A 13,953-nucleotide genomic window follows, 5' to 3' on the forward strand; every position below is an offset into this window, starting at 1 on the left:
TCCAATCCGGACGAATGCCAAGCTGAATTCGCCAACTGCACGGGTCTTGGAACCGGGACTACCCCCGTCTATCGATATCGGCGAACGGCGCATCGCCATCCGGTGGCGGCGGCTGCAACCGTCGGCGGCTGGAGCAATTCCTACGCCATGTCCGGCGGGATGGGGTACGGCGGCATGGGCTACGGCCCCAACGGCTGGTACGGTAACTGGAGTACGTATGCTACCCGCAACGGCATCACCTGCAGACCCGGCACCTCGTTCAAGGGTGCTGATGGTCTCCCGCATCTCTGCCAATAGGTCATCCGCTAGAGACTAAATCAGGCGGCCCCAAAATGGCCGTCTGACTCTTGGCACCAAACCCGACACGCATCCTGTCGGGTTTGGCGTCTTAGCGGCAAAGCGGACGCTATTGAGTACACATGTTAAGCCGCAGCCTGCTCATCCCCGCCTATGGCCGCGTTCAGCGCAGCGACCGCCGCACGAACCTCCTTGCCCGCCATCCTTGCCGCATATTGGCCTGCAAAGCCGAGATATTCGCCTATCTCGCTTAAGGTGCTGTCGGACGACGCCATGTCGAGTATCGCGCACACCTTGTGGCGCAGCTGGCCGCGCAAGGTCTCGGTATCCAGCGCGCGAGCCAACTCCCCTTGGGCATCCGGCATCTCAGCATCCCATCTCTCGGTGTCGGCCTTGTCGCTTGCCCGATGCCGAACCTCGCCGAACCGTTCTTCGGGACTAACCCAGGCGTGCCCGTCCCAGATCTTAACGAGCTTGTTGCCGATCCAGCGCGCTCGTTTGTTTTCGACCGCCCAAATCAGTTGCTTCGCGCTGACGTCCACCATCTCGCGGTCCAAGTTCGGAAGTACGGGCTGCTCGCCGCTCTCCGTATCCGCCTCGTCTGGCACCTTATTGTCGTTGGCGGCCATGCGCGGCGGAGCGCTTAAGTCTCGCCAGAGCCGGAGGCCCCACGAATGTGGCCTCATCACCCTGGCGCTTGCACCACGTGATGCAAGGCGGCTGCCCGTGATGCGGCGCGTGTGATGCGGGTGCGGATTCCAACCAGGCGCGGCGGGCCGCAAGGTCGGTAAAGTCGTCGGTTGTCCAGGGTCTTGGTGTGGCCTGTGGCTGCACACTTTTAGGAAATCGGCCCCATGGCCAACGGGATCAATCGTTTGCCGCCGAAAAAAGGCTCCGAGGAAATCAGGGGTTTGGGGCAGCAACAGTCATGCCCTGCACTTCCGCAGCAGCTTGCTAACGTCAACCAACGGCGTTTCATCCCGCTCCGGCAATGCCCGGTTGCTTACTGCCTGCGTCTAGGCCGCGTCTTATGGTTGCCCGGACGGCACGCTCACCGTCCTCCGCAATCAATCCGCAACCGTGAGCAGCGTCGAGCAGGCCGTGCTCGGCCTCACCACGGTCTAACGCACCAGCGCCGACAATCGTGCCCAGCGTAAAGCTAGTGCGATTCAGCAGCGTGCCGCGTGAGCCTGTCGCAGCGCCAGACAGCGCCGCAAGCTCCGAGCGCACAGCGGCGTCAACGTAGTGGGCGTGCTGGCCCGCCACGTAAGGCGTGCTCGTGCGCGGCACATATGGGCGCGGCCGGATCATTTCCAACAGCCATTCAGGCGCCTCGGTGGGCGGCAGGTCGCGCTCCAGCGTATATCCCGGGTTGCCGGGTACGAGGACAAACCCGCCCTGGCCACGGACGTCCCAAGCGCGCGGTAACCTGCCCGGTGAATTGCCCCGCCGGACATGGAGGAATAGAAGTGCCTGCCGCCGGAGCGCGTGCGCACCGCCCTGGTCGGCGGCAGGGGTGCGGCAGGTCCGCCTCGGTAGCGCCCTTATACGAGTCCTGGTCCAGCACCCAGACTCCGGTCCGCCCCCCGGTAGGCATTCCGACAAGCGCATCAGGCCAGTCATGCCACCAACGCTGAAGCACGTGCGGGAAGACGGATGCGCCCTTGAAGCCGTTACTGTTGTACGGCCGTTTGTTCTCAGGCCGGCACGGGAATACAGGCGTGCCTGCGGCGGCAAGGGATAGAGCTAGGTTGAGCATCGGGAGTCCGAATGGTTGTTTTGGGGCAGGCCGAAAGAAGGGATTCTTTTCTTCTTCTCTCAATATTCAAACCACGGCGGGGTGCAGGTTCAAGCTGCGCATCCCTACGGGATGCTTGCACGTTGCACTTTGCACCCTGCCCACCCCGCCATAAGAATGGTCGCGTTAGGTGCAAAGTGCAGGGTGCAAAATCATGCACCTAGCTTGCACCTGCACCTAGGGCTGGAACGTAGACTTTCGGCTTGCCGGAAGCGGTCACACTGCCATCCTCTTCGAGTTCTGCGGCGGCACGCTTAAACCGCGAGCCGACCGTGTTCTCGTTCAGGTCTGGATATCGCTCGTGGTATTTGGACTGCCACACGCCGCCGCCGACTGAGCGCCCGCCCGCCGATAGCTCGGTCAGGATGTCCATCAACTCGCGCTTGGCGGTGACACCCACCTTCTCCTTGGCCTTCTCACTGAGCGCTGCGGCGAACTTCTCCGTATCAGCCGCCTTGAACACGATAGGCGCCGTGAACTTGTTGCCATCAGCGTCCGTCACCTCGACGGACTTCATACCGTAGGTGAGCAGCGTTCCCGAGGCACCGCCATCATTGGCGCCGTCGCACTCCAGGCGGAAGAGTTCACCCTTGCGAACCACCCTGTGGCTGGCATCGACCAAGCCGTCCACGTCGATGGCCCCCTTCGCGCGTTCGGTGCTGTGACCCTCATGGTGTACAATGGTGCAATGAGCTGTCGGGAATTTTTCGAGCAGATGCGCAACGCTATCGAAGTAGGCCTTCATGTCTTCCGAGGAGTTTTGCTTCCCGCGACCGAATGACTTCGTCAGGGTGTCTAGCGTCGCGCTTCGCAGTACGGTCTTGTAGTCGTCCTGAAGATAGTTAATCAGGTCGACCATCCGCATCGCGTCGCGCAGGTTGCCGTGCAGGTCAAACTTACCGCCAACAACCACGAGCGGGATGTTCGGCTCGACATCGGAATGATGTTGGCGCAGCGCCATGCCGCGACGGAGCTGCAGGTCATATCGCTCAAACGCGAAGTTGACCGCGAGACCACGCGTCACGCGATAGCCGTGCCAATCCAGGCCGGCCGCGATATGGAAGTCCATGTTAAGTTTAATGACGGATTTGCCACTGTCTGGCTTAGCTACTGTGTACGACGACTCGCCCGCCGCCATGACGCCGTCAATTACAAACTCTTTAGCCTTCGTCGTCTGCCCAAGCTCGCAGTAGCGCGTGAAGATGAAGTCCTTCTTGAACTTGGCCGCCTTCTCCGGCTCGTTGTCGTTGGCGTGGCCGACCGTCTGCGCGCCGCTGGCCTTCGGTTTAGCGCTCACTTAGTACCACCCTTCAATGCGCGCGACTCTGTAGCTTGCAAGATTGTAAACTTTCGCTCCCGCCTCACCGAACTGCTCAAGCATTGCGTCGGTCTCCTTCTCACGCCGGCGCGCAATCGCTATGGCCCCGTCGTCAATCCAGCCGTCCGGAACTTTAGGTTTCGCTACGCCGGTCGAGTGGCTGGCGGATAGCATCTGAACTTGCATGGTCTCCTCCGAAATGGTCGGCGTACAAAAGGTAGTAGGCGCGGCAAGCGAAAACACTAAAGGCCGCCCTCCTCTATATGGTGGTCGGCTCGGCAAAGCTGCGGGTGTCGCCGGCCCGTATTCTCAAACAGGTATGAAAAAGGGGGTCACGCCTGCCGCACCGGCGACTTCCACATGACGAGGATGTCGCGCAGAGATTCTAGTTCTGCGCGTTGACGACCTCGCAGCGCTCCCAAGCCACGGGTTCAATCAACTCAACGATGGCGCTCTCGACGCAATCGCGCAGGTCGCGTGGGTCCATGGCATCCAGCTCCCAACACTCGGTGCCGTGGTGATGTTTGAACCAGCTATGACGCGGGTCCTTCTTCTTATCGTCCGCCGCGAATGACGGCAGGCCCTGCACATGTTCATCGGTGAGGGCAATGCGCCTGAACCTGACGTGGTCGCCGCCGTACTCTCGCAGCCGCTGCGGCAGGTCGTGCTCCGACATGTACATGCCACTGGGGTCGTAGTCGCCGACGTATAGAACGACCAGGTCACGGCCATCGGTATCGGCCGCAACATCATGCACGGCAGTCTCGCTGCTGAAACCGTGTTGAACGCGAAAGCCGACCGCGTACTGGTCCAAGACGGGCTTTAAGACACCGCGGACAGTACCCTTCTCGGACCACACCTCGACCCTGCAGGGCTGCTGGTCCCAGAAGTCACGCCGGTAGGAGCAAGCAACAGAGCGAGCGTACGCGGCAGGGTCGCTCCAAGCTGATACACGCTCAAGCTCGCGGGTCTCGTCGACAATCCAGTCCCAAGGAATCGTGCCTTGTTCCCGAGCGACACGCAGAAGCCGATATACCTTCTGCATATTGTTGGTGGACATTGACGTAATAAGGCCACGGGTAAACAGCCTGTAGCCGATACCGCGACCTGTGACGGGCCGAACCTCCTCTGCGATGTCGCGCATCGCATCGATGAGGTCGAGCGAGGTCCGAGCCATCCCCCGACCCTTTTTCATACCTGTTTGAAAAAGCTCCGGCATGACCGCGGCGATGATGGCGTGGTTCTCCTGAGGGGTCCTCATGCCGCCACCTCGCGCTTCGTGTTATCGTTGGCCGCACGTGCAGCAATGCGAGCGGAGATCCATTCCGAGACCTCGGATTAACGAAAGCGATTCGCTTGTCCCCGAGCGAAACCGCTGCTGGGAAGCGGCCCTCGCCGCGGTATCTGTTCAACATCGTGCGGCTCAGGGATGTGAGCGCGCACGCGGGTTTAATGCTGACGAGCATGGGCTCGCAGGCAGACGGATTGGTAGACATGGAGAGATTGATTTCAGTCTGACGCCGGTACCAGCTCCTGAGGAGTCTTTGGCTGCGTCGAGGAAACCGATACCCGCCGGCACAAGGGCCAGTCCGGGTTGCGACTGAGTCGCTCAGGCACAATCAACATGGCCGATAAATTCGCTATTGACAATTAAAAACCCGTACGAAACTGCTTTTTAATTTTTCGTGGAAGTGCACTCGGTTCACAGACAGCGCGCTCATCGGCCTTGTCAATTTCTTGCAGGTGAACCGCCTCCCGACGAAGGCGCGGGATTAGGAATCAGATTAGGAATCGAATATCCAAAACCCGAGTTTTCTTCGTAATTGCATCACTTGGGCTAAATAACTGGCGGAAGGGGTGTCCGGTCAACCCCTTTGTTTCGACATCACTTTACGCGAGCTGAGCGGCGCTAGCTACGGTCCTTACAACGGTCATTTTGATACCCTTAGAACCGTAGTTTTTCGCACGAGCGCGGCTCGGGGTCCGCGCCGCCCCTCCTCGTCGTGCCAAAGAATTGGAAGAGAGCGCCCTGTACCAAACTGGCGACCAGCAATCCCAGTCACCAGTAAATGTGCAATGCCTATTCCACGCTGATGTGACAGGCCCGCCGTTTCACGCTGGCGGGCCTTTGCAATGGAAAGGCTCGCTGGCAAGGTCGATTTAGACTAAGCTGCATTGGCTACGTGATTTCGACGTGGCGATATTCAGGAAAGCTATTTGGAGGCAGCAAATGTCGATCCTAAGAGCTATTGCCTTGTTCACAATGGTTGCATTTGGGGGCGCCGTGATCGCCGCAGGGTTCGTCACGTCTCCCGCATCGGCGGGGAAAATGAACGGGAAGCCCGGCGGAGGACGTAACTCAGCGCATTACGATACCCCGAGCAACGGCACCGCGAAGCCGCCAACCTCGACAAAGAAGTAAGCGCACTGATCTGATCTGATGCCCGCCGGTTCACGCTGGCGGGGTACTATGCTAGCACCACGGTGCCGTGCCGATCGTGCGGAACGTCGCGGCGTCGGTCGCAGGAGCAGCTTTTTAGCCGTTCCTGCGACCTTCACTTTTGAGGCTCCGGCGCTCTGATCCGCAATTGGATCGGCTGCCGGGAGCATTGGGGGCTGGAAAGTCAGCTGTGCCATGTTCGCTCTAAGGTGACAAGGCACCTCCGGTAGTTGTACGGAGTCCATTTTCGGAACGGGGCGTTCTTTATCGGAACACCGGCGAGATTTGAGTACCAAGCTGTATTTGTAGGTGCCCGGGATGGCCGCAGTGGGGGCTGGAACCACGCTGCGGCCTTTTCCTAAGAAATCAACTTCAGCGCACGTCGACGTTTTCGTCAGACGACATTTTTGCGCAGCAATGTGGTCCCGAAGTTCATTTTGGAGCGCGGCGAGCGCAGTTGAATATGGGCAAGATTGGATTTGCAATCATCTTTGCTGCCATTGCGGCGTATACAGCGGATCATCGCTGGAACGATGGCCGCTATACAGGAAGCACCGTAGCTGTGCTTCGTGATGTGCAGCATGCGATGGGTTGGTGACGCCCGCCTCCGTGGCAGCCTTTGTCATCGATCCCTCTTTAGCTTGCGCCGCCCCCAATGTGGCTCCTTGCCCTGGGAGTTTAACGCCGGCACGTAATGGCGGTTCAAGGCTCGCATGACGCCGATCCGGGCGAACATCGTTGGGCCGCCGCCTTCCGCCACCAGGATCAGCGCTTGCATCGCTGCTTGCCAGTCCGGCGCGCTGTGCTCCTTCTCCGGTAGCGCCGTGATGTACTTGGCTGCGTCGAGCAGCGTCGCCAGCTTCGCGCCGGCCACCTCAATCGGATCTTCGAACGGCCGCCCCCAGCCTTTGTTCATTTCGTCTTTCGATAGCGGGCCATCTCCGCTCGTGCGAGTGCTCTGGCCTGCTCAAGCGCTTCTGCCCCGGTCAACAGGTTCGGCGCCAGCCGACGTCCCGGGACATCGTCTCAATAGAAGTAGACGCTTGCCCGTCCATCGGCGAAGCAAACTTCGTAACTGCCGGTCTGAGGCACAGCTTCGTGCTTACGGATGCGGACGGACATACATCGCCATCAAAGCGACATCGTAAGTAACGCGCAAATTACCGATTCCTAGTAGGTCAGGCTGCGCGCCCGCTACTGCCTATCGTAGGTGAGAAAAGGTCGAGTACCGAGTACATTGGGAAATTTACGGGTTGAGGGCCGCCGGTTCACGCTGTCAGGGTGATCTACAAGGCCGCAACCTACGTATGCAGAGCATGGATCTCAAACACGAAAAAGAAGCGCTTAGGGGTAAACTGTCATATTGGGAATGGGCGAAGCTAATCGCGGCGTCCATCCTTATCGCGCTTGCAGTTGATGCTTTCGGGCTAGCGATCTGGTGGTACTTCATAAAGTGACGCCGCCAGTGGGCGCCCTCTTTCAGTCTAGCGGAGCGAGCCGTTCCTGTAGTTGTCGGCCATCTCCAGCAGCGCGGCATGCTCAACCTGATCTTCAGTCTCAGCCGCCAAAGGGGTGTCCCGTCAATTCTTGAAACTGCTGGGGTTTTGCGTCTGAGCCGCACGCAATCACGCTCCTGACGTCGGTTCTTTTGGCAGCTTCGCGGCCGTAGTTTTCCGCCATCTCGCCATTCAGAAATACTTTACGCGTGGGCCAACGTGATCATACCGACTGCAAAACTGCATGGAGGCAAGATTGCCTACATCGCAATTCTGGTCTTTCCAACGACTTGGTCAAGAAACACATGGACGCTCTGTTCGGTGTCGAACGGCGATACAAAGATCAAAATATGTGAGGTTCGCGCACCACGCTTGAAACGAAACGGCAGCACGAATTTTCCACCCATGCCTTTTTTAATGATGCCATTTACGATTTTGAGCGACAGCCCCTTATAGCCAAACGGATCATGATCGCCTGTGATAGCTCTTCAAGGATTAGCGTCTCACGCTCATCAGGCGATTTTCCTTCGATCTTCTTGCGCAGATCATCTGCACGCGAGCAGCGCGCCGGCCTCGCCGGGCACCCTGCTCTCCTCCGCCAAGTCGCGGCACAGCCGCTCCATGCGCGCGAGCTCGTCGATGTCGTGCTGGTGCTGCCCCATGTGGCCGATCAGACTCCCGCCCTGCACTAAACCGTCAAGAGTCGCCACCCGGAAATTTCCCAATACCGCTTTCGTCGAGCCGGCTGGATGATCGCGAAGTGAAATCATCGAAGCCAAAGCAGTGGACCGAGAGCGAACGAAAGAGGCTTGCCGCGATGGCACGTCGGCGCGCCGCGTCGGAAATTGCGGCAGTCCTCGGGCGGCATATCGGATCGGTGAAGCGGATGGCACGAGAGATGGGCTTGCTCCTAAAGAAATAACAAGCGGCTCTCCCACACCTACGACGCGCAGTAGCTCGCGCGCGCCTCGACCTACTAAGAATCGATAATTTGCGAGGTACTTACGATGCCGCTTGATGGCGGCATGCGAGCTCCTCGGCACACAAAATGGTCCGGTCACTATCCGCCCCGCAGCCCTGCGGAATGGCTGGCTGACGCCATGTGACCTGCAACATCCAATGCTTGAACGGCTGTTGCGATCGCAAGGTGGACGTGCGGCTCGACACACTCCCGCAGGATCAGCCGTGGGCGCGCGTCGGCTTGCGCCTGGTCTGCTCAGCATGCGGTGCCGCAGGATCTGTGCATATCGTCCCGAACTGGCATGACAGTCGCGGGCAAGTCAGGCCAAGCATGGGCTTGAGGTTTTGATTCCAGCGATGAAGCACGTCACCGAACGCCCTTTTGCCGTTTCGGCTTCTGGCGCGGCCCATCAGCTCTCCTCGCGCTCGGCGACTTTCTCGAGGCGATCAGAAGACCAAGCGCGCGATCGACTAGCCAGTATTTCGCAATCATGGCATCGCGGTCTTCCAGCCCTGCCAGACCTTCTGTCCTGATATTTGATCTGTTTCCCGGTCTGGCAGTTATCCTGATCGTGATACACATTACGCTGGGAGGGCGGATATTGGAGCGACTTGATATGATACGAGGCCACTTTAGACATCATCTTCTCCAAATGCGTGCCGGTTAGTTCCCTCCAAAAGGCAAGTTGTAAAGCCTTTTATTAGCCCCAGCGAGACTCATGACGCGCAGTTAGGAACGGAGCCGGATTATCTGGCTTGCTTTTCGCTAGCTCCCTCCTTCGAGCTGGCGGAGCGGTCCCGGCACCACCCCAGGCCCCCCAGCCAGCCGGGGCCGTCTCTCCGTTCGAGCTTAGCTTTGCTCTCTATTTCGTACCGCCAATTCCTGGTCCAGCTCCTTCAGGCGAACGAGTAGGTTTTCCACGATCTCCATGCAATCGGAATGCCGCAATGACCGCACGCCCCGCGCGACCAGCTCTTGCTCCAATATAGTCGCCACGATGCCTTGGATGCTCACAATCGTCCCCCGGAAATCATTGCTCGGCCAGATACGGCTCAACAAAAGAATTGGGTTCGCTCAAGGGAAAGGCCGCAGCGTGGTTCCAGCCCCACTGCGGCCGTCCCGGGCAACTACAAATAGCTTGGTACTCAAATCTCGCCGGTGTTCCGACAGTAGAACACCCCGTTCCGAAAATGGACTCCGTACAACTACCGGTGGCGCCTTGTCACTTTAGAGCGAACATGGCACGGCTGGCTTTCCAGCCCCCAATGCTCCCGGCAGCCGAACCCAATTGCGGATTAGAGCGCCGGAGCCTCAAAAGTGAAGGTCGCAGGAACAGCCTTTAGCCATTCCTGCGACCGACGCCGCGACATTCCGCACGATCGGCACGGCACCCGTGGTGCTAGCACAGAGGCCCGCAAGCGTGAACCGGCGGTCCTTTGATTACGCGCTAACGCACCGATCGCGGATAACGGTCTGGTCGGTTCGCCTGGTTCATCTCGGCGAAGGCCTTCGCCAACTCTTGCGCCGTATGCTTCGCCTTGAAGTTCTCCCATGCAACCTTCAAGCGGCCCTTTGCCTCATCGAGCGAGCCAGCTTCCCCGGACGGCGCACCGGGTAGCGTCACTATGCAGGTCCACAGCCACAGGCCGGGCGATAGTTCGCTCGCGTAGCGGATGCGCCCGACTAGCTGCCGGTCCTCGCGAACCGAGTAATCATCCAGACCGATCATCCGCAGGGTCAGAGGCATTGTGGCTTGCACGTGGCTAGAGCGAACTAACCCCCGGCTGCTTGAATGGTCCCAATCACTCGAGCGCGGCGGGCTCGATCTGGACGAAAGCGGCACCTATGTGCGGCTGCTGACGTCCGGGCAGGACCTCATGCCGCTCCGTTAGGAACCGGCCGGGCATCTTCTGCTTGAATCCGCGCTGGCTCGGCGCCCTGAGCTGGCGGACCGGCCCCGGCCCCTATCCCCAGGTCTCCCCAAAGCCGGGGCCGTCTCTGGGCGAACCACGCAAAAGGCGCTGGCCTAGCTGGCGGCATTCTTCCTGACGGTCGACACAGCTTCGATGAGGACCGGGCACTTTTCATATTCCTTAGCATCGCCCGCGACGGTACCGCGAAGCTCTCTACATTCGCCGCCGTCGAAGAACCACTTGTCTCTGCCAATGGCGACGATCACTTTGCATTTTGGGCAATGCAACTGCATCCCCCCATCATGCACTCAGAGTCGGTGCATTTCCAGTCACAACCTCAGCGAGTTTGGAACGAAGGCTGATTCAAATGCGGATCAGAGCGCCGGGGGTGCTATGCCCGCCAGCCCTTTAAGTCGGCAGTTGAAGGCCCAAGTTTTCCGCCACACGCTTCACTGATGAGACGTATCTTTCCAACGCACTCGCAATCTGGACCGCGCCGGCGCCTTCGCGCGACATCGCGAGCAAGAGTTGCACCTCTGCATCGGTCCATTCTTTGGGTTTGTCGTTTCTCTTCATCCGCGCAACGCTTTGATGAATGAATCAGACTGGTTTCAAAAAGGAAGAAAGCCCGCCAGGTGCGTTAGCTAGCGGGCTTCCAGCCGGAAGTCGCAGCGAGTTCACCATTGCGACCGAGGAAGATGAATGGAATAAGGTTTACACTTTGTTAGCGGCAGCTGCGTAGCGTGTTCCTTGGGACGGGGCGGTGGGGACATACGCGGCCTTGTGCTTGGGGTGAGAGCCCGCCAGCTAGCCAGCCCCGGCGGCGCTCTCCCTCAGGGATGGTTCAGATTCATTACTAATTTGATTTGTGATTTAGATCATATTTCCGTTGCCCAATGGCCGGTATGATGGGTTCACCGGGGCTGGCTCCATATCTCACTTAGACCTTTTTCACCCGGAATTTTTTGACCGCGCGGGCCGCAGCAGTATCCCCTGCTGCGGCCCTTTACGTCATGCCGCCAGCAGCTTCCGGATAAAGCCTTCGTGAACGAAACCGTTTGCCGGCTCGCGCGAAGCACTCCGGAAATGGTCCGGGTCTAGCTTTCCGTCACTAACGAGGGGATTTCAAAATGATCACGCTTAAAGCAATTGCGCTTGTTGTTGGTGCCGGATTTATCTTCACGGCGTATTCCGGTGAGCTGGCCGCTGACGTGGTTCTCGCCATCGTCGCTTGCCTCGCATAACGGAAAGGCGCGCCGGCGGGAAGCAGCCGGCAAGCCTCGCCCGCTCAATGCCTACTGCGAAGGAGTCTTGTCGCCTCGGTTGAGAAACCCGAGCCGTCGCTCCAGCTCTTCCTTCTTGGCCACGAGCCTCACGGCCAGAACGTCATTGACGAGCGTGTGGAGTCGCCACAGCTCTTCAACCGACATGCTCTCAAACGGCTTCCGCTCCATGAATCCCCCGACTCACGTGTTCCCATAGCTTGGGCTTACACGCGGGCGCCAGCAACTCTTTGTTGGTTGAGCGCGGAAGGTTATCTACTGTGACGGCGTGTGCGCGATTTTTCGGAAGCTCGCCGACTCTCTCCGCCGAGATTGACGGTGATCGGGTTCGCCGCGGCTCCTACTCTCTGAAAGACGTTCGCCGCCCGAATTGCCTTCGCCGTCCGGCGGAGGCACTAGGCTCGGGGTGCTGGGGTTTTTCCGCTCGTTTGCGTTTCGCGCGCGACATTATAACCAGCGCCGCAGCGTAGCAGGCTGCAAACAAGACTATGCCAACCACGAGCTCGAAGATCAGAAGTTCCATGCCGCTGCTATGCGACGGAATAGTTAATCGTCCTTTAATTAAAGAGCCGCGGCGCCGGCGCGGCGCCCCTGGGTAGCTTCGTCCCTCCTCATTGGGTCGAGCTATGTAATTGACGGCCTACACCCGACCGGCTGGGATGTCAGCGATCAACCAATCGCGGCCCAGCACGCCTCCGTCCGGTGGGGCGCGCCGGGCCTAACCATTCCCCGCTTTCCCCGTGAGGTTTGGCTGAGCCAGCATAAGGCGATTCTAGCAATGCCCTACACGTGTCTGTGCAATCCCCAGAACGCGATCAGCAGGAGGGCCACGGCCCCGACCCCCAGCAACATGAGAACGGTCTCCAGCATGACGAATCAAGCTCCGGCTCGTGTGCAGGATACACGGGAATTCGCCTCATAGCCGCTCGCGTGAGCCGGCCTCGCCACAGCACGACAAATAGAAACCTGAGCCGGTTCGACGCGGCTGGTGAGTCCAGGTGTCAAAGAAAAAGCCCCGCGGGAGCGGGGCTTTCCTTGGTAGATGAACCGCGGATCAATACGCGCTGTTGGCAGGCCCGCCGAACTTGTAGTTCACGCCGACTTTGGCGACTGACAGCTTGTTCTTCACGTCGATGTTGGCGATTGCCGGTGCGCCTGCGAAGGCTGAAAAATCAAGCGCGATGTTCTTCTTGTCGAACTCGATGTAGTTATACTCGATGAATGCGCTCCAGTTGGGCGAGAAGGCGTACTCTGCACCCAAGCCCAGCAGCCAGCCCCAAGTCGTGCTGGAAGAACTCACGGAAGCACCAACCGCAGCCCCTCCGCCGAAACCCACAGGGACGCTGAAGTTGTGATCGGTGTGCATCCAAGCCGCACCTCCCTTGACGTACACAAGGGTCCGGTCGGCGACAACACCACCGATCCGGCCAGTCACGGTCGCCAGCCAGTCGCTCTTGGCCGTGCACGAGGCGCCAATGCCCAGGCACGGAGTGGTGCCCTTCACGTCCATACCAGCGATGTCGCCCTGGACGCCGAAGACAGCCCAACCGGACTGCCAGTTGTAGCCAGCCTGTCCTCCGCCGAGAAATCCGCTTCTGCTGTTCTGCGTGAGCGCGATTCCACCCGGAGCTGGTACTCCTGCGATCGCAGTCAGCGAGGTCTCAGTGGTACCCCAACCCGCCCCTGCGTGGGCACCGAGATAGAAGCCCGTCCAGCTCCAGACCGCTGCGGGAGCCACCATCGGCGCCTTCATGGCCATGTCGGCGGCGAAGCTCAGGCTGGTGGAAGCTAGGAGAATAGCGGCGGCTGCGATCTTTGTTTTCATTGTGAGTATCCCGATGAATAAGAATTGGCGTCTATGTCTGTACTAATACGGACCGGGACACAGCGCTGCCTAGTGCAGCCGGGCAACAGGTCTCAGGATTCAAGTCCGCGCCCGTTTCAGCCGAAAGAGATCCCGCCGGAGTTGCGAGCCGACGGGAGTTTTTGGCTGATGTTGGCGATCGGCGGGCACCAAACGCAGAAGCACCCTAAGCATGAAACCATTCAATGCTCTGCACGAAGCAGTCCGGAAACGAACGGAGAGTAGTTTCTCCTCACTAACCAGGGGATTTCAAATGATCGCGCTTTAATTTATTGCAGTCGTGCTTGGCGGCGGCATTCTCTTGTCAGTGTTCTCGGGCGATCTTGGCGCTGACGTGGTTCTCGCTGCCTCTCATAACGGAAAGGCCCGCCAGCTCAGCCAGCCCCGCGGGTCCTCACACTCCTTCGCTGCGGCAAAGCCTCTCTCGCTCAATGCCTATTGCGAAGGAGTCTTGTCGTCTCGGTTGAGAAACCCGAGCCGTCGCTCCAGCTCTTCCTTCTTGGCCACGAGCCTCACGGCAAGAACGTCATTGACGAGCGTGTGGAGTCGCCACAGCTCTTCAACCGACATGCTTTCAAACGGC

The 13,953-nt window shown here is 59.3% G+C and carries 11 protein-coding genes and 1 pseudogene; 1 reads left to right on the forward strand and 11 read right to left on the reverse strand.

Features of this window, described 5'->3' with window-relative positions; genetic code table 11:
- Positions 1-297, forward strand: a 297-nt coding sequence (locus AC0L27_RS37975; protein ID WP_473322922.1) for a hypothetical protein, incomplete at its 5' end; no start/stop codon positions are given.
- Positions 298-422: 125 nt separating this feature from the next.
- On the opposite strand, the gene AC0L27_RS37980 is transcribed toward AC0L27_RS37975, so the two are convergent.
- The 11 genes and pseudogenes from AC0L27_RS37980 to AC0L27_RS38030 all read right to left on the reverse strand — a co-directional run bounded on the left by AC0L27_RS37980 (position 423) and on the right by AC0L27_RS38030 (position 13,331).
- Positions 423-926, reverse strand: a complete 504-nt coding sequence (locus AC0L27_RS37980) for a hypothetical protein (protein ID WP_473322924.1) — start codon at positions 924-926, stop codon at positions 423-425.
- Between the two features lie 695 nt (positions 927-1,621).
- A complete protein-coding gene (locus tag AC0L27_RS37985) occupies positions 1,622-2,056 on the reverse strand; it encodes a bifunctional DNA primase/polymerase (RefSeq protein WP_473322926.1) in 435 nt (144 codons plus the stop codon).
- Between the two features lie 199 nt (positions 2,057-2,255).
- A complete protein-coding gene (locus tag AC0L27_RS37990; protein ID WP_473322928.1) occupies positions 2,256-3,392 on the reverse strand; it encodes an AAA family ATPase in 1,137 nt (378 codons plus the stop codon).
- A complete protein-coding gene (locus tag AC0L27_RS37995) occupies positions 3,393-3,599 on the reverse strand; it encodes a hypothetical protein (RefSeq protein WP_473322930.1) in 207 nt (68 codons plus the stop codon).
- 199 nt (positions 3,600-3,798) lie between these two features.
- Positions 3,799-4,674 carry a hypothetical protein gene (locus AC0L27_RS38000; protein ID WP_473322983.1) on the reverse strand — a complete coding sequence of 292 codons (876 nt, stop codon included), beginning with the start codon at positions 4,672-4,674 and terminating at the stop codon, positions 3,799-3,801.
- 127 nt (positions 4,675-4,801) lie between these two features.
- A pseudogene (locus tag AC0L27_RS38005) lies at positions 4,802-4,909 on the reverse strand (helix-turn-helix transcriptional regulator); the annotation flags it as partial.
- Between the two features lie 1,338 nt (positions 4,910-6,247).
- Positions 6,248-6,436 carry a hypothetical protein gene (locus AC0L27_RS38010; RefSeq protein WP_473322932.1) on the reverse strand — a complete coding sequence of 63 codons (189 nt, stop codon included), beginning with the start codon at positions 6,434-6,436 and terminating at the stop codon, positions 6,248-6,250.
- A gap of 39 nt (positions 6,437-6,475) precedes the next feature.
- Positions 6,476-6,769 carry a hypothetical protein gene (locus AC0L27_RS38015; protein WP_473322934.1) on the reverse strand — a complete coding sequence of 98 codons (294 nt, stop codon included), beginning with the start codon at positions 6,767-6,769 and terminating at the stop codon, positions 6,476-6,478.
- A 1,125-nt stretch (positions 6,770-7,894) separates the two neighbouring features.
- Complete coding sequence (locus tag AC0L27_RS38020) at positions 7,895-8,038, reverse strand: hypothetical protein (protein WP_473322936.1); 144 nt, start codon at positions 8,036-8,038, stop codon at positions 7,895-7,897.
- 1,719 nt (positions 8,039-9,757) lie between these two features.
- Positions 9,758-10,057, reverse strand: a complete 300-nt coding sequence (locus AC0L27_RS38025; protein ID WP_473322938.1) for a hypothetical protein — start codon at positions 10,055-10,057, stop codon at positions 9,758-9,760.
- Between the two features lie 2,503 nt (positions 10,058-12,560).
- Entirely contained in the window at positions 12,561-13,331 is a 771-nt protein-coding gene (locus tag AC0L27_RS38030) for an outer membrane protein (protein ID WP_473322940.1), read from the reverse strand.
- Positions 13,332-13,953: the final 622 nt, after the last annotated feature.

This window comes from Bradyrhizobium sp. Ken51 (assembly GCF_055807435.1).